We start from the raw sequence: 21,372 nt of genomic DNA on the forward strand, positions 1-21,372 counted from the left end.
TGCTGCGTCTATTTTTCCGGAATGTCTTCGGGACGCTTCTGGTAACAGGGATCAGGTTCTCTTCACGGAAGCCGTCCCGGTTGTTAGATACGGCGCATTAATTAATGTGTGGTGTCTGAAGTTGACCGAGCACGTGATTTTTTGAGGTAACAAGATGCAAGTTTCTGTAGAAACCACTCAGGGCCTGGGCCGTCGCATTACGATTACTGTCGCAGCTGACAGCATCGAAAGCGCCGTTAAAAAAGAACTGGTGGATGTGGCGAAGAAAGTCCGTATCGATGGTTTCCGTAAAGGCAAAGTGCCCATGAACATCGTCGCGCAGCGCTACGGTGCTTCTGTGCGCCAGGACGTGCTGGGCGATCTGATGACGCGTAACTTTGTTGACGCCATCATCAAAGAGAAGATCAATCCGGCTGGCGCGCCTAACTATGTGCCAGGCGAATACAAAGAAGGTCAGGACTTCACCTATGCGGTTGAGTTCGAAGTGTATCCAGAAGTTGAGCTGAAAGGCCTGGAAAACATCGAAGTTGAAAAGCCTCAGGTCGAAGTGACCGATGCCGATGTCGATACCATGCTGGAAACGCTGCGCAAGCAGCAGGCTAACTGGATTGAAACCGACGCTGCAGCGGGTGCTGAAGACCGCGCTACCCTCGATTTCACCGGTTGTGTTGACGGCGAAGAATTCGAAGGCGGTAAAGCATCTGACTTCGTTCTGGCCATGGGCCAGGGCCGTATGATCCCAGGCTTTGAAGAAGGCGTTGTGGGTCACAAAGCAGGCGAAACCTTCACTATCGACGTGAAATTCCCTGACGACTACCACGCGGAAAACCTGAAAGGGAAAGACGCGAAGTTCGAGATCGTGCTGAAGAAAGTGGAAACGCGCGAACTGCCAGAACTGACCGAAGAATTCATCAAGCGTTTCGGCGTGGAAGATGGTTCGGTTGCGGGCCTGCGTGCGGAAGTGCGTAAGAACATGGAACGTGAGCTGAAAGGCGCGATTCGTAACCGCGTGAAGACACAGGCTATCGACGGTCTGGTTGAAGCGAACCCTATTGATGTGCCTGCTGCGCTGATCGACAGCGAAATCGACGTTCTGCGTCGTCAGGCTGCACAACGCTTTGGTGGTAACGAGAAGCAAGCGCTGGAACTGCCACGCGAACTGTTCGAAGAGCAGGCGAAGCGTCGCGTTGTGGTCGGTCTGCTGCTGGGCGAAGTGATTCGCACGCACGAGCTGAAAGCCGATGAAGATCGCGTTAAAGTGCTGATCGAAGAAATGGCGTCTGCTTACGAAGATCCGCAGGAAGTGATCGAGTTCTACAGCAAAAATAACGAGCTGATGAACAACATGCGCAATGTGGCGCTGGAAGAGCAGGCGGTTGAAGCTGTGCTGGCGAAAGCCAAAGTTTCTGAAAAAGAAACTAACTTCCAGGAACTGATGAATCAGACCGCTCAGGCCTGATCGTCCGTTTAACCCCTTGTGCTAAAGCCCGCGCCTGAAAAGTCGCGGGCTTTTTTCTGTAATACGCTTTCTGACAACGGGCCTGTCGCTATTTGATTAATTTTTAGGCGAATTGTTCACGCATCGCTTTTTCCGGGTTAGCGATTGATGAAAAGGTTGTTATGCTTGAAACAACTGAGCACTATCCCAAGATAGAGGGAGTATGCAAAAAACAGTTCGGCTGACTGATTAACCGTCCTGATGTTGTCGGTAAGAGGCAGAGCATAGTTTTTGTTGCTCGTCTTACGTAAAATCGGTACAGAATGTTGCCAATGAAATTTATCCAGGAGACGGTAATGTCATACAGTGGCGATCGTGAGTTTACTGCACCGCACAATGCGTTGGTGCCAATGGTGGTCGAGCAAACCTCGCGCGGCGAGCGTTCATACGATATCTATTCCCGTCTGCTTAAAGAGCGCGTTATCTTCTTAACCGGCCAGGTAGAAGATCACATGGCTAACCTGATTGTGGCCCAGATGCTGTTTCTGGAAGCGGAGAACCCGGAAAAAGATATTTACCTTTATATCAACTCACCGGGTGGCGTCATTACGGCTGGCATGTCAATTTATGACACCATGAAGTTTATCAAGCCTGACGTCAGCACCATTTGTATGGGCCAGGCCTGCTCAATGGGGGCTTTCCTGCTGACAGCCGGGACGAAAGGCAAGCGTTTCTGCCTGCCAAACTCACGCGTGATGATTCACCAACCGCTGGGTGGCTATCAGGGACAGGCGACCGACATTGAGATTCATGCGCGTGAAATTTTGAAAGTGAAGCAGCGCATGAACGAGCTGATGGCGGAACATACCGGTAAGTCACTGGAAGAAATTGAGCGTGACACTGAGCGTGACCGTTTCCTCTCCGCCAGCGAAGCGGTAGAGTATGGATTGGTCGATTCAATCCTGACGCATCGCCAATAAGCCCTAACTTCACCTTGTCTCTGGTCTATAGTTAACAGGACAAGATAATGACGGGTTGAATGAACATCGGCCGTGTACCCACGGCCAGTGCTGTACGGCTGGTACGGCCTGAGAACAAGAAGAGGTTAACTGATGACAGATAAGCGCAAAGACGGTTCAGGAAAGTTGCTGTACTGCTCTTTTTGCGGCAAAAGCCAGCATGAAGTGCGTAAGCTGATTGCCGGGCCGTCAGTGTATATCTGCGATGAGTGCGTTGATCTGTGTAACGACATTATTCGCGAAGAGATTAAAGAGGTTGCCCCGCATCGCGAACGTAGTGCGCTGCCTACGCCGCATGAGATCCGCCATCACCTCGACGATTACGTTATTGGTCAGGAACGGGCCAAAAAAGTCCTGGCCGTGGCGGTGTACAACCACTACAAACGTTTACGCAACGGGGATACCAGCAACGGTATCGAACTGGGCAAAAGTAACATTCTGCTGATCGGTCCGACCGGTAGCGGTAAAACGTTGCTGGCTGAAACCCTGGCCCGTTTACTGGATGTGCCTTTTACCATGGCGGATGCAACCACGCTGACCGAAGCCGGTTATGTGGGGGAAGACGTCGAAAATATCATCCAGAAGCTACTGCAAAAATGTGACTACGATGTGCAGAAAGCCCAACGTGGTATCGTCTATATCGATGAAATCGATAAAATTTCACGTAAATCAGACAACCCATCGATCACCCGCGACGTATCGGGTGAGGGTGTGCAGCAGGCGTTACTGAAGTTGATTGAAGGCACCGTCGCCGCCGTGCCGCCGCAGGGTGGCCGTAAGCATCCGCAGCAGGAGTTTTTGCAGGTCGATACCTCTAAGATTCTGTTTATCTGTGGTGGCGCCTTCGCCGGTCTGGATAAGGTTATCTCGCAGCGCGTTGAAACCGGTTCAGGCATTGGCTTTGGCGCAACGGTGAAAGGTAAATCACAGAAGGCAACAGAAGGCGAGTTACTGGCGCAATGTGAGCCGGAAGATCTGATCAAATTTGGCCTGATCCCAGAATTCATTGGCCGTCTGCCTGTGGTAGCCACGCTCAATGAACTGAGTGAGGAAGCGCTGATTCAGATTCTGCGTGAGCCGAAAAACGCACTCACCAAGCAGTATCAGGCGTTGTTTAACCTGGAAGGCGTTGAGCTGGAGTTCCGTGACGAAGCCCTGACGGCGATTGCTAAAAAGGCGATGTCACGTAAAACCGGTGCGCGCGGTCTGCGTTCTATCGTGGAAGGCGCGCTGCTCGAAACCATGTACGATCTGCCGTCCATGGAAGATGTCGAGAAAGTGGTGATTGATGAGTCGGTGATTGAAGGTCAGTCTGAACCCATGCTGATTTATGGCAAGCACGAAGCTCAGGCTTCTGGCGAATAAATAAACAAATCGTCCACATTGTGCCATCTATAAAGGGGAAAATCTTTCCCCTTTTGCATTTCTCACCGTTGTGACATTGAATGTCTGACAATCATCCCCATATACTCAGACACCTGTGGGTTTGACCGCACACCTGCCTGATGCGGTACCCATCACCTTGCGGACACTAAACTAAGAGAGAGCTCTATGAATCCTGAGCGTTCTGAACGCATTGAAATCCCCGTCCTGCCGTTGCGCGACGTGGTAGTTTATCCGCACATGGTAATTCCGTTGTTTGTTGGCCGGGAAAAATCAATTCGGTGCCTCGAAGCCGCAATGGATCATGATAAAAAGATCATGCTGGTCGCACAGAAAGAGGCTTCAACGGATGAACCTGGCATAAACGATCTTTTTTCAGTGGGTACCATTGCCTCCGTACTGCAGATGTTAAAACTGCCAGACGGAACGGTAAAAGTGCTGGTTGAAGGTTTACAGCGTGCCAATATCACTACGCTGGCTGACAACGGTGACCATTTTGTCGCCCAGGCGGAATATCTGGTCTCTCCGGAGATTGAAGAGCGCGAGCAGGAAGTGCTGGTGCGCACGGCGATCAATCAGTTTGAAGGCTATATCAAACTGAATAAAAAGATCCCGCCTGAGGTCTTAACGTCACTGAACAATATTGATGATGCGGCGCGCCTGGCGGATACGGTGGCGGCGCACATGCCATTAAAACTCGCGGATAAACAGTCAGTGCTGGAGATGTCAGACGTCAATGAACGTCTGGAATATCTGATGGCCATGATGGAATCTGAAATCGATCTGCTGCAGGTTGAGAAACGCATTCGCAATCGCGTCAAAAAGCAGATGGAAAAGAGCCAGCGTGAGTACTACCTGAATGAGCAGATGAAGGCCATTCAGAAAGAGCTGGGCGAGATGGATGATACGCCTGACGAGTACGAAGCGTTAAAACGTAAAATCGATGCGGCCAAAATGCCGCAGGAAGCGCGTGAGAAAGCTGAAGCAGAACTGCAGAAGCTGAAAATGATGTCGCCGATGTCTGCTGAGGCGACCGTGGTGCGCGGCTATATCGACTGGATGGTTCAGGTTCCGTGGAATGCGCGCAGCAAAGTGAAGAAAGATCTGCGCAAAGCCCAGGAAACGCTGGATACCGACCATTATGGCCTGGAACGCGTCAAAGACCGCATCCTTGAGTACCTTGCGGTGCAAAGTCGCGTCAGCAAAATTAAAGGGCCGATTCTGTGTCTGGTGGGACCGCCGGGCGTGGGTAAAACCTCGCTGGGTCAGTCTATTGCGAAAGCAACCGGGCGTAAGTATGTACGCATGGCCCTCGGCGGCGTGCGGGATGAAGCGGAAATTCGCGGTCATCGCCGTACCTATATTGGCTCTATGCCGGGCAAGTTGATTCAGAAGATGGCGAAAGTCGGCGTGAAAAACCCGCTGTTCCTGTTGGATGAAATCGACAAAATGTCGTCGGATATGCGCGGCGATCCGGCCTCAGCGCTGCTGGAAGTGCTGGATCCTGAACAGAACATCGCCTTTAACGATCACTATCTGGAAGTCGATTACGATCTGTCTGATGTGATGTTTGTGGCGACGTCGAACTCCATGAACATTCCGGCTCCACTGCTGGATCGTATGGAAGTGATTCGTCTGTCTGGCTATACCGAGGACGAAAAACTCAATATCGCCAAGCAGCACTTACTGCCGAAGCAGATTGAGCGTAACGCCCTGAAATCGTCTGAGATCACCGTCGAAGACAGCGCCATCATTGGCATCATTCGTTACTACACGCGTGAAGCCGGTGTGCGTAGCCTGGAACGTGAACTGTCCAAGCTGTGCCGTAAAGCAGTGAAAACGCTGCTGATGGACAAAACCAAAAAGCACATCACCATTAATGGTGAAAACCTGAAGGATTTCCTTGGGGTGCAGCGTTTTGACTATGGCCGCGCCGACAGCGAAAACCGCGTGGGTCAGGTAACAGGTCTGGCCTGGACGGAAGTGGGTGGCGATTTGCTGACCATTGAAACCGCCTGTGTACCGGGCAAAGGCAAGCTGACTTATACCGGTTCGCTGGGCGAAGTCATGCAGGAATCCATTCAGGCCGCGCTGACTGTCGTCCGCGCCCGGGCGGAAAAACTGGGTATCAATGGCGATTTCTATGAAAAACGCGATATCCATGTGCACGTACCGGAAGGCGCGACGCCGAAAGATGGTCCCAGTGCCGGTATTGCTATGTGTACTGCCCTGGTGTCCTGCCTGACCGGTAACCCGGTGCGTTCAAACGTCGCGATGACCGGCGAGATCACCCTGCGTGGTCAGGTCCTGCCTATCGGCGGGCTGAAAGAGAAGCTGCTGGCGGCACACCGCGGTGGTATTAAAGTGGTACTGATCCCGGACGAAAACAAACGCGATCTGGAAGAAATTCCTCAGAACGTGATTGCCGATCTGGAAATTCATCCGGTCAAGCGTATTGAGGAAGTGCTGAACCTGGCACTGGAAAACGCGCCTTACGGTATGCAGGTAGCTACCGCAAAATAGTGATTAATGGCATAAAGCGTTAAAAAGCCGCGCTGGCAACACCAATTGGTGCTTGCCAGCTTTTTTTTGTCCCGCTAATTTAGGTGGCTGCTGAAGCGATGTTATAAGAGGATTACCGTTGTTTCGGCATATAAGGCTTGATATAACTTGCTGCGCGTTCGTGCCCGACAGGAAGCGTGGGTACGATGTGAAATAATAAAGAGGGGATGAATAGAGTGAATAAGTCACAACTGATCGATAAAATTGCTGCCGATGCCGACATTTCTAAAGCAGCAGCAGGACGTGTTTTAGATGCATTTATGGGCTCTGTTTCTGACGCGCTGAAAAGCGGAGATGAAGTGGCGCTGGTAGGTTTCGGCACTTTCTCAGTACGTGAGCGTGCAGCGCGCACCGGCCGTAACCCACAAACCGGTAAAGAGATTACTATCCCGGCAGGTAAAGTACCGGGTTTCCGTGCAGGTAAGGCACTGAAAGACGCTGTCAACTAATGACAACGCCACCACTCAATAACACATTTTCTTGAGTGGATTAGAGGACGGTTAACGCGTTCTCATGTAACATACGGGCACATCAATAAGATGTGCCTTTTTTACATCCGGAGAGGCGGTTTAAGGTTGCGAGACTTGTCTCAACAGGATGCATGCTGCCAGCCAGACTTGCAGCGGAGTAATGCGTCGGGAAGATGGCGTTATTGCGGCAGGGCTTTACATTCACACTACAGCGGAGTGTTGTCATACCATGATGGACAATTTACGCGCGGCGTCGAACCATGTCGTGCTCAAGATTATTTTGGGGTTGATCATTCTCTCCTTTGTGCTGACCGGCGTTGGCAACTATCTGATTGGCGGTAACAACGATTATGCGGCCAAAGTTAATGGCCAGGAGATCAGCCGTGCGCAGTTAGAGCAGGCGTTCAACAACGAGCGCAATCGTCAGCAGCAGATGCTGGGTGAGCAGTTCTCGCAGCTTGCGGGCAACGAAGGTTACATGCAGCAGATGCGCCAGCAGGCGCTGTCTCAGCTGATTGACCAGGCATTACTGGATACCTACATAAAAGATCTGCATATTGCCATCAGTGACGATCAGGTCAAACAGGCTATCTTCAGCCAGTCTGCGTTTCAGACCAACGGCAAGTTCGATAATGCTAAATACAATGCGATGATCCGCAATATGGGATTCACGCCGGATCAGTATGCCGAAGCGTTGCGTAAACAACTGGCCACCCAACAGTTGATCAATGCGGTCGCGAATACCGATTTTATGCTGAAAAATGAAACCACTAAGCTGGTGGATTTGGTGGCGCAAAAGCGTGATATTCAGACGGCTACCCTCGATGTGAATGCTCTGGCTGCAAAGCAAACCGTCAATGACGATGAAATCAACCAGTATTATCAGCAGCATAAAAGCAGCTTTATGGCCCCTGAGCAGTTCCGCGTAAGCTATATCAAACTGGATGCCGCCAGCATGCAGGAAAATGCCAGCGATGCGGATATTCAGGCCTGGTACGAGCAACATAAAGCGGACTACACGCAGCCCCAGCGCGATCGTTACAGCGTGATTCAGACCAAAACCGAAGCCGATGCCGACGCTATTCTGGCGCAGCTGAAAGGCGGCGCGGATTTCGCGGAACTGGCAAAAACCAAATCCATTGACCCGATATCTTCCCGTAAAGGCGGCGATATGGGCTGGCTTGAGCCGTCAACAACGCCAGACGAGCTGAAGAATGCGGGACTGAAAGAAAAGGGTCAGCTTTCCGGTGTAATCAAGTCTTCTGTGGGTTTCCTGATTGCCCGTCTTGACGACATCAAGCCTGAGCAGGTTAAACCGCTGGCGGAAGTACGCGATGAGATCGCGGACGCGGTCAAACAGGATAAAGCACAGGCGGAATTCTACAAACTGCAGCAGAAAGTCAGTGAAGCCGCGAGCAATGATAATGAGTCGCTGGCTGGTGCAGAGCAGGCGTCAGGTATGAAAGCCACAGAAACAGGCTGGTTCAGCCGTGACGATGTGCCTAAAGATCTCGACTTTGATGCCGTTAAGCAGGCCATCTTCAATGGTGGGTTAGTGGGACAAAACGGTGCGCCCGGAAATAACTCTGACATCATCAATGTCGATGGCGATCGTGCCTTTGTGCTGCGTATCAGTGCGCATAAACCCGAAGCGGTGGAACCCCTCGACAAGGTAAAAGCGCAAATCACCGAGACGATCAAGCATGATAAAGCGACGCAACAGGCAAAAGCCCAGGCTGATAAACTGTTAGCCGAGCTGAAAGCCGGTAAACCGGATGTGCTGAAAGCCGCAGGTCTGACGTTAAGCGCCAGCAAAACGGTTGACCGTAACACGCAGGATCCCGTTGCTCAGGCTGCCTTCAACCTGCCAGAGCCAGCGGATAACAAACCGTCATGGGGCGTGGGTGAGGACATGCAAGGCAATGTGGTGCTGATCGCGGTGAATAAGGTTACAACCGGTAGCCTGCCTCAGGCTCAGATTGACGAGATGGTCAAAGGCGTCACGCAAAACAACGCGCAACTGACCTTTGAAGCCTTACTGCAAAACCTGCGTAAAGCGGCCAAAATCAAATACGGTGCCGCTGCTCAAATGCAGTAATCCTCGCAAATTTCAGGTAACAGCTGAAATGACTAAAGGCCGCTTATGCGGCCTTTTCCATTTTAGAACGTTGCCCTTTGAGTCTGTTTAGCGGACATGACACGCTGAGCCTGCTGTTTAACACAAGGAGAAACACAGCATGGCTAAAACCCACTTACATGCCTTTTATCTTTCCCTCGCCCTGTGTGGCGCCCTCGTTCAAACGCCACTGGCAGCGGCGGAAACCCCCAGTGAGACACAGGCTGCACAGGTTTCAATGCCGCATCAGGAGCAGGTCAGTATCAATGAAGCCACGGCGGAGCAACTCTCAGCGGTGATGAATGGCGTTGGTCTGAAAAAGGCGCAATCTATCGTCAGCTATCGTGAAGAATACGGGCCGTTCACGGCGGTGGATCAACTGAAAGACGTGCCTGGCTTTGGTCACGCGCTGGTGGAGCGAAATGCCTCACGGTTAAAATTGTGAAGTGAAGCGCAACTCTGATGCTTAACCTGCTGTCAGGGCGGGACTCTGCTAGAGTGAACAGGTCCAACCAGTCAATAAGCAGCAGGAGAAGGATCATGCAGACCACGATAAAAGTGCGCGGCTATCATCTGGATGTTTACCAGCATGTTAACAATGCGCGTTATCTGGAGTTTTTAGAGGAAGCGCGCTGGCAATGGCTGGAAGAAGCAGAGGCCTTTACCTGGCTGCTTGAGCAAAAACTGGCTTTTGTGGTGGTAAACATCAATATCAATTATCGTCGCCCGGCCGTATTGGGCGACGTACTGGAGGTCAGCAGTGATATTAAGCAACTCAATGGGAAAAGTGGCATCATCACTCAACACATTTTGTTAGCGGGCAGTGAAACGGTGGTCGCGGATGCTGCACTGACGTTTGTGTGCATTGATCTTCGCACGCAAAAAGCCGTTCCGCTCGAAGGAGAACTGCGGCAGCGACTGGAAAGATTAATGAAGCCGGCCTGATTGAGGCGGCGACACGCCATCGTCGCCGCAAAAGTATTATTCCAGACCGGTTTTGGCCTTCATGGCGGCCATAATGCCAGCGCGATCCTGTCGATAGGCCTTCAGGCCATTGGCCCGCAGATGGCAGGCGGCACAGTCGCCGCAACCATCGCCTTTAATGCCGTTGTAGCAGGTGAGGGTGTCTTCGCGGATTAAGGTGAGCTGCTGCCAGTAATCGGCCAGCGCCCAGGTTTCGGCTTTATTAAGCCACATCAGCGGTGTTTCAAAACGAATGTTACGCGCCATGCCCAGGCTGACGGCATGGTTGAGCGCCTTGACAAACTCATCGCGGCAGTCGGGGTAGCCCGAGAAGTCGGTCTCGCAAACGCCTGTGATGACCGCTTCCGCTTCAACCTGATAGGCATAAACTGATGCCAGGGTCAGAAACAGGATATTGCGGCCGGGGACAAAGGTGCTGGGCAGGCCGGTTGCAGTCGGGTCATACGATGGCACCGGGATGCTGTCACGCGTCAGGCTGCTCACCGCCAGCGCATTCAGCATCGTCACATCCAGCACTTTATGAGCACGGGCACCCAGCTTCAGGGCCAGGTCGCGGGCAACGTCAATCTCTTCACGATGACGCTGACCGTAATCAAAGGTCACACAGTGCACTTCATCATAACGTTGCAAAGCCTGAACCAGACAGGTGGTGGAGTCTTGCCCACCGCTAAACACCACAACAGCGCGTTTCATGAGATATCCCAGTTTAAACATTTGCGCTTATGGTAATACCTGAGTGCGCCGCTGAACAGCTGCAGGCGGCGATCACATCAGGTTATATCTGCCTGGCGGGGTGAAATATTATTCCAGTTCGCGCTGCCAGGGCGTGATATCACCAATATGTTGTGCGACCCAGTCAGGCTGGTAGTAAGTGTCAGGATAGCGCTCGCCGCTGTCGCACAGCAGGGTAACCAGTGAACCCTGTTGGTTATTGTCGCGCAGGCGTTTGGCCACCTGCATCATGCCCCAGAAGTTTGTGCCGGTAGACGGGCCCGGTTTACGCCCCAGCAGGGTTTCCAGCTTAAGCATGGCGGCAATCGAGGCTGCATCCGGGACTTTGATCATTTCATCAATAACGTCGGGCATAAACGACGGCTCCACGCGCGGACGTCCAATGCCTTCAATCATGCTGCCGCGCTGACCGGTGAGCGAGGCATCACGGTTTCGCCAGTAGTCGTAAAACACGGAATGCTCCGGATCAACAACCAGCAAACGGGTATCGCATCCCTGATAGCGAATGTAGCGGCCAAGCGTTGCGGAGGTCCCACCGGTTCCCGCACTCATAATCAGCGTATGAGGAACAGGAAAAGGCTCATTCGCCATCTGGCGGAAAATACTCTCGGCAATATTGTTATTGCCGCGCCAGTCAGTTGCCCGCTCTGCATAGGTGAACTGATCCATGAAGTGGCCATTCAGTTCCCGCGCCAGCCGTTCTGATTCGGCATAAAGCTGACAGGGATCGCTCACAAAATGACACTGGCCGCCATAGAACGTGATTTGTTCGATTTTACGTCGGGCCGTACTGGCTGGCATCACGGCGATAAAGGGCAGGCCCAGCAGGCGGGCAAAATACGCCTCTGAGACGGCGGTGCTGCCCGATGACGCTTCAATCACGGGCGTACCCTGTTTGATCCAGCCATTAGCGAGAGCATAAAGAAACAATGACCGCGCCAGACGGTGTTTCAGGCTGCCGCTGGGATGCGTACTTTCGTCTTTCAGATAGAACCCGATTCCCGGGAAATCGGGCAATGCAAAGCGGATCAGATGCGTATCCGCAGAGCGTTGAAAGTCAGCATTGATTTCGTTTATCGCGTGGCGTATCCAGCATGAAGACATAAGGGTTATTTCCGACCGGGTGAAAGCCCCTATTTTAAGGCACGTGCAGGAAAAAGAGCTTGCAGCTTTTGCAGTAAGATCGGCGTAATGGAGAAAAAATTTCTACCGGAGTGCGCATGTTAGATAAAATCGACCTTAAACTGCTGGCGATGCTGCAGCAGGATTGCACAGTTTCGCTCCAGGTACTGGCGGATGCGGTTAACCTCACCACCACGCCCTGCTGGAAGCGCCTGAAAAAGCTGGAAGAAGATGGCTTCATCCGCGCACGCGTTGCCCTACTTGATAATGAAAAACTCGGCCTGTCACTTACCGCCTTTATGTTTGTGAAAACCACCCAGCACAGCAAAGACTGGTATCAGGAATTTGTGTCGGTAGTGCAAAGCATGCCTGAAGTGATGGGCTTCTATCGCATGGCCGGGGAGTATGATTATCTGCTGCGTATTCAGGTTGCCGACATGAAAAGTTATGATGCCTTCTATAAGCGTTTAGTTAATGGTGTAACAGGCCTGATCGATGTGACCTCCAGCTTTGCGATGGAAGAGATCAAATACACTACAGCCCTGCCGGTTGCCCCCTGATTACCTGAGATTGAGAGCTGCCTTGTGCGATTATTCAGCCAGTTAAGTTGGTATTTTATCCGTGAGTGGCGGCGTTATCTGGGCGCCGTCACTTTATTAATCATCATTGCCGTGCTGCAACTTCTGCCGCCGTGGGTGGTTGGCGTGGTGGTTGACGGCGTAACGCATCACAGCATGAGCGCCAGCCGCATTATGATGTGGATTGGGGTGATGCTGCTGACTGCCGTCGTGGTTTATCTGCTGCGTTATGTCTGGCGCGTGCTGTTGTTTGGCGCGTCCTATCAACTCGCCGTCGAATTACGCGAGGACTTTTACCGTCAGCTCAGCCGACAGCAGCCCGCCTTTTACCTGCGCCATCGCACCGGCGATCTCATTGCCCGTGCCACGAACGATGTGGATCGCGTGGTTTTTGCTGCCGGGGAAGGCGTGCTCACGCTGGTGGATTCGCTGGTGATGGGATGTGTTGTGCTGATTGCCATGAGTACCCAAATCAGCTGGCAGTTAACGCTGATTTCGCTTATTCCGATGCCGTTTATGGCACTGGTAATTCACCGCTATGGCGAGCAACTCCATAACCGTTTCAAACTGGCTCAGGCTGCCTTTTCCAGCCTGAACGATCAAACGCAGGAGAGCCTGACCAGTATCCGTATGATCAAAGCATTTGGACTTGAGCAGCATCAGTCCCAGCAGTTTGCCGATATTGCACGCGATACCGGCGAAAAAAATCTGCGCGTCGCCCGGGTGGATGCGCGTTTCGATCCCACCATCTATATTGCCATTGGTTTTGCCAACCTGCTGGCGATAGGCGGCGGAAGCTGGCTGGTGTGGCACGGAGACATGACGCTGGGCCAGCTCACCAGCTTTGTAATGTATCTTGGCCTGATGATTTGGCCGATGCTGGCGCTGGCATGGATGTTTAACATCGTTGAACGAGGCAGTGCAGCCTGGAGCCGCATCCGCGCATTATTATCCGAAGCGCCAGTGGTGGAAGACGGTGATCACACCTTGCCTGAGCCGGCGGGAACGCTGCAGGTGGCTATCCGCGAATTTCATTATCCCGCCAGTGCCGGTGCGGTATTAAGCAATGTCACCTTCCAGTTAAAACCGGGCGATATGCTGGGGCTGTGTGGCCCGACCGGCAGTGGTAAAACCACGTTACTGAGTCTGATTCAGCGTCATTTCGACATTCAGCAAGGTGATATTCGCTACCATGCCATCCCGCTGCCGTCGCTGCGTCTGGACAGCTGGCGCAGTCGCCTGGCCGTGGTGAGCCAAACTCCGTTCCTGTTCTCGGACAGCGTGGCCCGTAATATTGCGTTAGGTAAGCCCAACGCCACGCAGGACGAGATTGAGCAGGCGGCGAAAATGGCCTGCGTGCACGAGGATATTCTGCGTCTGCCGCAGGGCTATGAAACCGAGGTGGGCGAGCGCGGCGTCATGCTGTCGGGTGGTCAAAAACAACGCATTTCCATCGCCCGTGCCTTGCTGATGAATGCGGAAATTCTGGTGCTTGATGATGCACTCTCGGCGGTTGATGGTCGCACTGAACACGACATCCTGCATAATCTGCGGCAGTGGGGCAGAGGGCGAACGATCATTATCAGTGCGCATCGTTTGTCGGCGCTGACAGAGGCCAGCGAAATTCTGGTGCTGCAAAAAGGCACGGTGGCACAGCGTGGCGATCATGCCGGGCTGGCGAATATGCCTGGCTGGTATCGCGATATGTACCGTTACCAACAGCTGGAAGCGGCACTGGACGACGATGAGAGGGAAGAAGAGGTGGCACATGGCTAAATCACAACGTATGTGGCCAACGCTCAAACGCCTGCTCAGTTATGGCAGCCCGTGGCGCAAGTCATTGTCTCTGGCCGTGTTGATGCTGTGGATTGCGGCCGCGGCAGAAGTGACCGGTCCGGTTCTGGTGAGCTATTTTATTGATAATCTGGTCGCGAAGCATCAGATGCCGTGGGGCACGGTGGCGGGACTGGTCGTAAGTTTTATCCTGTTGCAGCTTCTGGCTGCCGCTTTGCATTACTGGCAGGCCTTACTGTTTAACCGGGCCGCCATTGGTGTGGTACAGCGCCTGCGTACCGACGCCATGAATGCGGCACTGCGCCAGCCGCTTGGCGCCTTTGATACGCAGCCGGTCGGGCAAATTATTTCCCGGGTCACGAATGATACCGAAGTTGTTCGGGATCTGTACGTCACGGTGGTGGCAACGGTGCTGCGTAGCGCCGCGCTGGTCGGTGCCATGATGGTGGCGATGTTTAGTCTGGACTGGCGCATGGCGCTGGTGGCGATGTTAATTTTCCCGATGGTGCTCATTGTGATGCTGATTTATCAGCGCTACAGCACGCCGATAGCCCGTCGTGTACGCAGCTACCTGGCAGACATTAATAATGGCTTCAATGAAGTCATCAGCGGAATGAGCGTGATACAACAGTTTCGCCAGCAGGCGCGCTTTGGTGAACGCATGCTGGAGGCCAGCCGTTCACATTATCTGGCGCGCATGGAAACGCTCAGGCTGGATGGTTTCCTGCTACGACCGCTGCTGAGCCTGTTCTCCGCGCTGATACTCTGCGGATTACTGTTGCTGTTCAGCTTTTCGGTGCCGGGTGTGTTTGAAGTTGGGGTACTTTACGCCTTTATTACCTATCTGGGGCGCCTCAATGAACCGCTGATCGAACTGACCACCCAGCAGTCGATGCTGCAACAGGCGGTCGTGGCGGGCGAACGTATTTTTGAACTCATGGATGCGCCACAGCAGCATTACGGTCATGACGATCGGCCTCTGCAATCGGGACGTATTACGCTGGAGAACCTGAGCTTTGCCTACCGGGACGATCGTGAGGTGCTGAGTAATATTGATCTCGACGTGCCTTCGCGGGGCTTTGTCGCCCTGGTGGGACATACCGGCAGCGGCAAGAGCACACTGGCAAATTTGCTGATGGGCTATTACCCCGCCACGCGCGGCGAGGTGCGCCTGGACGATCGTCCGCTTAACCAGTATTCCCATGAGGCACTGCGTCGCGGTATCGCGATGGTACAGCAGGATCCGGTGGTGCTGGCCGACACGCTGTTAGCGAATGTACGGCTGGGTCGGGATATCAGTGAAGAGGCGGTCTGGTCAGTACTTGAACAGGTACAGCTGGCCCCGCTGGCGCGCGCCTTGCCTGACGGTATCCATACCCGACTGGGAGAGCAGGGTAATAATCTCTCGGTAGGGCAGAAACAGTTACTGGCCCTGGCTCGGGTGCTGGTGCAACTGCCGCAGATTTTAATACTGGATGAAGCTACCGCGAATATTGACTCCGGCACGGAGCAGGCGATCCAACACACGCTGCGCACCTTACGTCAATATACGACCCTGGTAGTGATTGCTCACCGCCTTTCCACTATCACCGAGGCCGATACGATTCTGGTTTTGCACCGTGGCCGTGTTGTCGAGCAGGGGAATCATCAGCAGCTGCTGGCCTTGCAGGGCCGTTACTGGCAAATGTACCAGCTGCAGCAGGCAGGTGATCAGCTCGAATCGGATGAGGTGCTGACCAGTGCTGGATGATCTGCACCTTTTTTGCGCATTTTTTCCTTGTTGACCCGTTTGGATGCACGTCTTTGTGCTTAACAGCACCAAAAGTGTGCATCCGCTTCGTTTAGTCATCCCATCACTGCGCCCTGCTTATTTATTCTGCGTTTCCTAACCCTGATTCCATCGAAGCCTGAAAAGTGATTTTGCCCATTAATTATATCTGGCACAGGCTTTGCTTAACTCTCTCCGTGTCCATGAGACCGACCTATTTTAATCCTTAAGGAGAGGCTATGAAGCTGGTTACCGTCGTGATTAAGCCGTTCAAGCTGGAAGATGTGCGAGAAGCATTGTCTTCAATTGGTATTCAGGGACTGACCGTCTCCGAAGTTAAAGGTTTTGGGCGTCAGAAAGGACATGCTGAACTCTATCGCGGGGCGGAATACAGCGTAAATTTTCTGCCGAAAGTAAAAATTGATATCGCCATTGCCGATGACCAACTGGACGAAGTAGTGGACGTAATCAGTAAAGCGGCTTACACCGGAAAAATTGGCGACGGCAAGATTTTCGTTGCTGAACTGCAGCGCGTGATTCGCATACGTACCGGCGAAACCGACGAAGCCGCACTGTAAACAAGACTCAGTAATGTGATGGGATGGAAAAAAATGAATAAAATGCTGACCAAGTTGGGCCTGACCAGCCTGGCACTGTTACCGTCGCTGGCGATGGCGGCACCTGCCGTAGCGGACAAAGCCGACAACGCCTTTATGATGATTTGCACCGCACTGGTGCTGTTTATGTCAATTCCTGGGATTGCACTGTTTTACGGCGGCCTGATCCGCAGTAAAAACGTGCTGTCGATGCTCACACAGGTTGCGGTGACCTTCTCACTGGTGTGCGTACTGTGGGTGGTTTATGGCTACTCACTGGCCTTCAGCGAAGGCAACGCCTTCTTTGGCAGCTTCAACTGGGCCATGCTGAAAAACATTGCACTGACCGCCGTCATGGGCACCTTTTATCAATATATTCACGTCGCGTTCCAGGCATCCTTTGCCTGTATCACGGTCGGTCTGGTCGTCGGTGCGCTGGCGGAACGTATCCGTTTCTCCGCGGTGCTGATTTTTGTCGGTGTCTGGCTGACCCTGGCTTATCTTCCCATTGCGCATATGGTCTGGGCGGGCGGCTTACTGGCTCAGGATGGCGCACTGGACTTCGCGGGCGGCACGGTGGTGCACATTAACGCTGCGGTAGCCGGTCTGGTTGGTGCTTACCTGGTGGGCAAACGTGCCGGTTTTGGCAAAGAAGCATTCAAACCACACAACCTGCCGATGGTGTTCACCGGTACTGCGATTCTGTATGTTGGCTGGTTTGGTTTTAACGCCGGTTCAGCTTCCGCTGCGAATGAAATTGCTGCTCTGGCCTTCCTGAATACCGTGGTTGCGACGGCGGGTGCGGTGCTGGCCTGGACTTTTGGCGAGTGGGCGCTGCGTGGTAAACCGTCTTTGTTAGGTGCCTGTTCTGGCTTTATTGCTGGTCTGGTTGCCATCACGCCGGCTTGTGGTTATGTCGGTGTCGGCGGCGCGCTGATCATCGGTATCGTGGGTGGTCTGGCAGGTATCTGGGGCGTGACAACGCTGAAAAAATGGCTGCGCGTTGACGATCCCTGCGATGTGTTCGGTGTCCACGGTGTCTGTGGCATCATCGGTTGTATCCTGACCGGCGTGTTTGCTTCATCTTCACTGGGCGGCGTGGGTTATGCGCCTGGCGTGACCATGGGCCATCAGGTTGCGATTCAGTTGCTGAGCGTGGGCGTTACCATTGTCTGGTCTGCCGTCGTTGCCTTTATTGGCTTTAAACTGGCCGATATGATCGTCGGTCTGCGCGTACCGGAAGAGCAGGAGCGCGAAGGTCTGGACGTCAACAGCCATGGCGAGAACGCTTACAACCAGTAACTTGTCAGTCTGAATAAATAAAAAGGGGCGATGATTCGCCCCTTTTTGCTATTCGCTGCGCTGACGCATAACGCCTTCCTGCACGGTAGACGCGACCAACTCACCCTGTTGATTGTAAAACTCCCCGCGAACAAAGCCGCGTGCACCCGATGCTGAGGTGCTTTCAACGCTGTAAAGCAGCCAGTCATTAAAGTTCAGTGGCCGATGGAACCACATAGAGTGATCAATGGTCGCCACCTGCATATCGGCTTCAAGAAAACCTTTACCATGCGGTTGTAAGGCCACAGGCAGAAAGTTGAGATCGGACGCATAGCCAAGGAGATACTGATGGATACGCACATCGTCGGGCAGGGTGCCATTGGCCCGAATCCACACCTGACGCTGCGGTTTATCGACATGGCCTCTTAACGGGTTGTGGATCTGTACCGGGCGGATTTCCAGCGGGCGTTCAGCGACAAATTTTTCGCGTAATTTTTCCGGCAGCATATGCGCCATTTTTTGCGCCATTTGCTGCTCATTGGCCAGGTTTTCCGGTCCTTTAACCTGCGGCATCGGTTTTTGATGTTCAAACCCGCTTTCCGGAGACTGGAAGGATGCCGTCATATAAAAGATCGGCTGACCATTTTGGATGGCACTGACGCGGCGCGCGCTAAAACTTTTGCCGTCGCGCAGACTTTCAACATCGTAAATAATCGCCTTCTGGCTGTCGCCGGGGCGAAGAAAATAGCTGTGAAAGGAGTGAACGCCCCGATCCTCGGGAACGGTCTGTTTGGCCGCAAAGAGAGCCTGTCCAACGACCTGACCGCCAAATACCTGACGCAGGCCCAAATCTTCGCTCTGGCCGCGAAATAACCCCTCGTCGAGTTTTTCCAGATGAATAAGATTAAGCAGATTTTCGAGTGCCTGACTCATGGCGCTATCCTGAGAAAATGTATTTTGTTAAGTGTGAAAGATCCGACCAGTTTCCGTCAACCACACTTTTGGACTTTCATCCAACCAGGCAAACTTTTGATTTTGTGCCAACATTAAAGCTATACGGCGAGTGAAACGCTGTAATAAAGATTCACTGCTAAAAATCATTCTGATCAAAAGGAGACGACATCGATGAAATTCTGGCATGTGTTAAGTGGCGTCGCGATGGCCATGGCTCTCGCAGGTTGTGCCCATAAAGGAAAACCGGTACCGACACCGACATTGGGTTCTGCGGTCGCAGGACAGACGGCGACCATCGCTCAGCCTAATGTAAGCGGGGCGGTTTATATTCGTCAGCGTATCGCGTTACCGCCTGATGCAGCCCTGACAGTGACCCTGTCTGATGCATCAGTGGCAGATGCACCGTCCAAAGTGTTGGCACAGCGCGTGGTTCGCACCGACGGGAAACAGGCGCCGTTCCATTTCATACTGCCGTTTAACCCAGCGGATGTTCAGCCAAATGCACGCATTCTGTTGAGCGCAGCTATTACGGTTAATGGCAAGCTGGCCTTTGTCACGGAAGAAGTGAAACCGGTCGTGAATCAGGGCGGCACCAAAGCCGATCTGGTGTTAGTGCCCGTGCCTTCTGTACCGATGAAGACTCAGCCTGGCGCCGTCACCACTGTGCCACCGACATCGCCCACGCAGGTTACGCCGTCCGCCGCCGTGCCGGCACCGACAACGATGTAAGGCTCTGAGGCAGGGCGGCGCGCTGTGCCGCCCTGCAGTATTAAAACTGCCAGCGAAACTTGGCCAGATCGATCTGACCTGCCTCTGTAACTTCCACGCCTTCCGCTTCCAGCGCTTCACGCTGACGAAAAAAACGTTCGCCCTGGAGCGAAAGCGTACCGTGACGGTTAATCACCCGATGCCAGGGAAGCGTACTGCCTTCCGGTAAGCGGCTCAGAACGCCGCCCACCTGGCGCGCCGCACGGGGTGAGCCTGCCAGTAATGCCACATCGCCATAGGTGGTAACCTTGCCGGGCGGAATGGCGGCCACAATTTGCCAGATACGTTGTTTAAAGCCGTCAGTGGTTGAGTCCATAGGCTTACCTGCCAGTAAAAGAACCATAATGCTAACATAAAGGGGGTAATTTACAGGGATCGTACAAGAAACCAACGGTCATCCGTGCCAGGCTTGCAATTGCCATAGGCTTCCCCGATAATGCCTGCGCTCTCGATATGAGGGCTTGTCAATGGGGGCCCTGTTGGTTCTCCCGCAATGCTAGCTTGTGAACTCGGTCAGGTCCGGAAGGAAGCAGCCGCAGCAGGTGACGCGTGTGCCGGGATGTAGCTGGCAGGGCCCCCACCCATTTCTGCATAAGTAATTGATCATTAACAGAAATAGTACTGACAGCCTCCCGCCAAAACCTTAGTGGTACAAAAATTGTGTATCACCTTAGGGCTGCACAATGCCTCTTATGCTCTCCCGTCACGGTATTTGGTACTACCGAAAAGTTAATCTCATGCCATGCGGTAAACGCCGTGAGTTTCGTCGTTCGTTAGGCACTCGTTCTAAAACTGAAGCATTGAAACGTGTTGAACGTTTTGCAGATCGTCAGTGGACGGTGGTTGATACTCCCGTAGTAACCTCACCATCACAAATTGTTGCACCGGCGTCTCTTGGCTTTGATGAGTTAAAATATCAATCTGAACAGTATGTTACTTTCAAAAGTAAAGAAGTTGGGGAAAGAGAAACAGCATCAATACGACGCTGCTTGAACAGCTACTTCAAGTTTACCAACCAACCTGCAAGCAAAAGCCAAGCAGCAGCGTTTATTGCTGGGCTGGACATGGCGATCCCAACAAAAAACAAGTACGTGAAGAAGTTGGGTGCGTTCTTTCGGTGGCTTAGTAGTCGGGTTGACCATGAGGTGAAGAACCCCTTTGATGGATTAATGCAGAAGGATAAGGAACCAGCAGCAAGTAAACGAGAAAGTTACAGTACTAGCCAAATTAATCGACTCGTTACTTCTCTCCAGCAAGTTCCTGAATGGAAGCGGTGGATCATATTGCTTGGTCGTTTTACGGGGATGCGAGCAAATGAGATTTGCCAGCTATATCATGGCGATATAAAGCAGGTTGACGGTATCTGGTGTGCAGTCGTTGATGATTCCCAAGAAGGGCAGTCAGTTAAAACAGAAAACAGCAAACGCAGAGTGCCGTTACATCACGAACTTATAGCCCAGGGGTTTCTGGAGTACGTAGATAGGAATAAAAATCGCCTTTTTCCACAACTGACATTTTATAAAGGTTCATACAGCCATTATTTTACCCGTTGGTTTAGTCGGTTCCGTAAGAAAATTGCCGTGCCAGAATTTCATTCGCTAAGACATTATGTCGCCACAGTCTTTAAGAATGCTGGTGTAGCGGAGCAGTTTGCAGGGGCGTTTTTAGGCCATGCAAATAATTCAATTACATATAATCGCTATGGTAAATCAGTTCGGCTGGTAGAGATTTATGGCTTACTTGAGTATCTTGATGATTGATTATCAATGAAATTTACTTTTTAATGAATGCATATACAGTGTTTAAA

19 protein-coding genes and 1 other RNA gene are annotated in these 21,372 nt (G+C 52.6%); 16 read left to right on the forward strand and 4 right to left on the reverse strand.

The features are described from left to right. Positions 1–154 precede the first annotated feature (154 nt). The 8 genes from tig to C7434_RS00830 all read left to right on the forward strand — a co-directional run bounded on the left by tig (position 155) and on the right by C7434_RS00830 (position 9,933). Positions 155–1,459 (forward strand): trigger factor, encoded by a 1,305-nt coding sequence (gene tig / locus C7434_RS00795; RefSeq protein ID WP_133745052.1) that lies wholly within the window; start codon positions 155–157, stop codon positions 1,457–1,459. A gap of 335 nt (positions 1,460–1,794) precedes the next feature. Next, a complete protein-coding gene (clpP, locus tag C7434_RS00800) occupies positions 1,795–2,418 on the forward strand; it encodes an ATP-dependent Clp endopeptidase proteolytic subunit ClpP (RefSeq protein WP_006117959.1) in 624 nt (207 codons plus the stop codon). A gap of 132 nt (positions 2,419–2,550) precedes the next feature. Continuing rightward, positions 2,551–3,822, forward strand: a complete 1,272-nt coding sequence (clpX, locus tag C7434_RS00805; RefSeq protein WP_033738665.1) for an ATP-dependent protease ATP-binding subunit ClpX — start codon at positions 2,551–2,553, stop codon at positions 3,820–3,822. 186 nt (positions 3,823–4,008) lie between these two features. Further along, positions 4,009–6,363 (forward strand): endopeptidase La, encoded by a 2,355-nt coding sequence (lon, locus tag C7434_RS00810; RefSeq protein WP_033738666.1) that lies wholly within the window; start codon positions 4,009–4,011, stop codon positions 6,361–6,363. A gap of 215 nt (positions 6,364–6,578) precedes the next feature. Then, a complete protein-coding gene (gene hupB, locus C7434_RS00815; RefSeq protein ID WP_006117956.1) occupies positions 6,579–6,851 on the forward strand; it encodes a nucleoid-associated protein HU-beta in 273 nt (90 codons plus the stop codon). Between the two features lie 250 nt (positions 6,852–7,101). Further along, the gene (ppiD, locus tag C7434_RS00820) at positions 7,102–8,970 is read left to right on the forward strand and encodes a peptidylprolyl isomerase (protein ID WP_133745053.1); all 1,869 of its coding nucleotides are present in this window, start codon (positions 7,102–7,104) and stop codon (positions 8,968–8,970) included. Positions 8,971–9,109: 139 nt separating this feature from the next. After that, positions 9,110–9,433: a helix-hairpin-helix domain-containing protein gene (locus C7434_RS00825; protein WP_033738667.1), complete on the forward strand. Its 324-nt coding sequence runs from the start codon at positions 9,110–9,112 to the stop codon at positions 9,431–9,433. 95 nt (positions 9,434–9,528) lie between these two features. After that, the gene (locus tag C7434_RS00830; protein WP_006117953.1) at positions 9,529–9,933 is read left to right on the forward strand and encodes a YbgC/FadM family acyl-CoA thioesterase; all 405 of its coding nucleotides are present in this window, start codon (positions 9,529–9,531) and stop codon (positions 9,931–9,933) included. Between the two features lie 36 nt (positions 9,934–9,969). Here C7434_RS00830 and queC read toward each other — a convergent pair whose 3' ends face one another. Beyond that, positions 9,970–10,665 (reverse strand): 7-cyano-7-deazaguanine synthase QueC, encoded by a 696-nt coding sequence (gene queC / locus C7434_RS00835; protein ID WP_058708333.1) that lies wholly within the window; start codon positions 10,663–10,665, stop codon positions 9,970–9,972. A gap of 108 nt (positions 10,666–10,773) precedes the next feature. Next, positions 10,774–11,808, reverse strand: coding sequence for a PLP-dependent cysteine synthase family protein (locus C7434_RS00840; protein WP_058708281.1), 1,035 nt, complete (start codon positions 11,806–11,808; stop codon positions 10,774–10,776). A gap of 116 nt (positions 11,809–11,924) precedes the next feature. Here C7434_RS00840 and C7434_RS00845 point away from each other — a divergent pair, with 116 nt between their 5' ends. The 5 genes from C7434_RS00845 to amtB all read left to right on the forward strand — a co-directional run bounded on the left by C7434_RS00845 (position 11,925) and on the right by amtB (position 17,864). Next, positions 11,925–12,386, forward strand: coding sequence for an Lrp/AsnC family transcriptional regulator (locus tag C7434_RS00845; RefSeq protein WP_033738670.1), 462 nt, complete (start codon positions 11,925–11,927; stop codon positions 12,384–12,386). Positions 12,387–12,410: 24 nt separating this feature from the next. Then, positions 12,411–14,180 carry a SmdA family multidrug ABC transporter permease/ATP-binding protein gene (locus C7434_RS00850; RefSeq protein ID WP_033738672.1) on the forward strand — a complete coding sequence of 590 codons (1,770 nt, stop codon included), beginning with the start codon at positions 12,411–12,413 and terminating at the stop codon, positions 14,178–14,180. Then, positions 14,173–15,948, forward strand: a complete 1,776-nt coding sequence (locus tag C7434_RS00855) for a SmdB family multidrug efflux ABC transporter permease/ATP-binding protein (RefSeq protein ID WP_110268602.1) — start codon at positions 14,173–14,175, stop codon at positions 15,946–15,948. Before C7434_RS00850 ends, C7434_RS00855 begins: the two co-directional genes overlap by 8 nt. 257 nt (positions 15,949–16,205) lie before the next feature. After that, on the forward strand, positions 16,206–16,544 hold the full coding sequence (glnK, locus tag C7434_RS00860; protein WP_003850469.1) for a P-II family nitrogen regulator: 339 nt from the start codon (positions 16,206–16,208) through the stop codon (positions 16,542–16,544). 33 nt (positions 16,545–16,577) lie between these two features. Further along, positions 16,578–17,864, forward strand: a complete 1,287-nt coding sequence (amtB, locus tag C7434_RS00865) for an ammonium transporter AmtB (protein ID WP_033738675.1) — start codon at positions 16,578–16,580, stop codon at positions 17,862–17,864. Between the two features lie 48 nt (positions 17,865–17,912). Here amtB and tesB read toward each other — a convergent pair whose 3' ends face one another. Continuing rightward, entirely contained in the window at positions 17,913–18,776 is an 864-nt protein-coding gene (gene tesB / locus C7434_RS00870; protein ID WP_006117944.1) for an acyl-CoA thioesterase II, read from the reverse strand. A 192-nt stretch (positions 18,777–18,968) separates the two neighbouring features. Here tesB and C7434_RS00875 point away from each other — a divergent pair, with 192 nt between their 5' ends. Continuing rightward, positions 18,969–19,526 carry a YbaY family lipoprotein gene (locus tag C7434_RS00875; RefSeq protein ID WP_006117943.1) on the forward strand — a complete coding sequence of 186 codons (558 nt, stop codon included), beginning with the start codon at positions 18,969–18,971 and terminating at the stop codon, positions 19,524–19,526. Between the two features lie 40 nt (positions 19,527–19,566). Here C7434_RS00875 and C7434_RS00880 read toward each other — a convergent pair whose 3' ends face one another. Continuing rightward, positions 19,567–19,881 (reverse strand): MGMT family protein, encoded by a 315-nt coding sequence (locus tag C7434_RS00880; RefSeq protein WP_033738677.1) that lies wholly within the window; start codon positions 19,879–19,881, stop codon positions 19,567–19,569. 161 nt (positions 19,882–20,042) lie between these two features. On the opposite strand from C7434_RS00880, the gene ffs reads away from it, so the two are divergent. Both ffs and C7434_RS00890 read left to right on the forward strand, forming a co-directional pair. Continuing rightward, an RNA gene (gene ffs, locus C7434_RS00885) (signal recognition particle sRNA small type) lies at positions 20,043–20,139 on the forward strand. A 109-nt stretch (positions 20,140–20,248) separates the two neighbouring features. Continuing rightward, positions 20,249–21,325: a site-specific integrase gene (locus C7434_RS00890; protein ID WP_116584274.1), complete on the forward strand. Its 1,077-nt coding sequence runs from the start codon at positions 20,249–20,251 to the stop codon at positions 21,323–21,325. Positions 21,326–21,372: the final 47 nt, after the last annotated feature.

It is taken from the genome of Pantoea sp. PNA 14-12, assembly GCF_004364735.1.
Lineage (GTDB): Bacteria > Pseudomonadota > Gammaproteobacteria > Enterobacterales > Enterobacteriaceae > Pantoea > Pantoea stewartii.

Coding starts and splice junctions, on each gene's coding strand:
- clpP (WP_006117959.1), top strand. CDS start 1,795: ATGTCATACAGTGGCGATCGTGAGTTTACTGCACCGCACAATGCGTTG.
- tig (WP_133745052.1), top strand. CDS start 155: ATGCAAGTTTCTGTAGAAACCACTCAGGGCCTGGGCCGTCGCATTACG.
- ppiD (WP_133745053.1), top strand. CDS start 7,102: ATGATGGACAATTTACGCGCGGCGTCGAACCATGTCGTGCTCAAGATT.
- clpX (WP_033738665.1), top strand. CDS start 2,551: ATGACAGATAAGCGCAAAGACGGTTCAGGAAAGTTGCTGTACTGCTCT.
- C7434_RS00875 (WP_006117943.1), top strand. CDS start 18,969: ATGAAATTCTGGCATGTGTTAAGTGGCGTCGCGATGGCCATGGCTCTC.
- lon (WP_033738666.1), top strand. CDS start 4,009: ATGAATCCTGAGCGTTCTGAACGCATTGAAATCCCCGTCCTGCCGTTG.
- C7434_RS00845 (WP_033738670.1), top strand. CDS start 11,925: ATGTTAGATAAAATCGACCTTAAACTGCTGGCGATGCTGCAGCAGGAT.
- C7434_RS00855 (WP_110268602.1), top strand. CDS start 14,173: ATGGCTAAATCACAACGTATGTGGCCAACGCTCAAACGCCTGCTCAGT.
- amtB (WP_033738675.1), top strand. CDS start 16,578: ATGAATAAAATGCTGACCAAGTTGGGCCTGACCAGCCTGGCACTGTTA.
- C7434_RS00840 (WP_058708281.1), bottom strand. CDS start 11,808: ATGTCTTCATGCTGGATACGCCACGCGATAAACGAAATCAATGCTGAC.
- C7434_RS00825 (WP_033738667.1), top strand. CDS start 9,110: ATGGCTAAAACCCACTTACATGCCTTTTATCTTTCCCTCGCCCTGTGT.
- C7434_RS00890 (WP_116584274.1), top strand. CDS start 20,249: ATGCCTCTTATGCTCTCCCGTCACGGTATTTGGTACTACCGAAAAGTT.
- C7434_RS00880 (WP_033738677.1), bottom strand. CDS start 19,881: ATGGACTCAACCACTGACGGCTTTAAACAACGTATCTGGCAAATTGTG.
- tesB (WP_006117944.1), bottom strand. CDS start 18,776: ATGAGTCAGGCACTCGAAAATCTGCTTAATCTTATTCATCTGGAAAAA.
- queC (WP_058708333.1), bottom strand. CDS start 10,665: ATGAAACGCGCTGTTGTGGTGTTTAGCGGTGGGCAAGACTCCACCACC.
- glnK (WP_003850469.1), top strand. CDS start 16,206: ATGAAGCTGGTTACCGTCGTGATTAAGCCGTTCAAGCTGGAAGATGTG.
- C7434_RS00830 (WP_006117953.1), top strand. CDS start 9,529: ATGCAGACCACGATAAAAGTGCGCGGCTATCATCTGGATGTTTACCAG.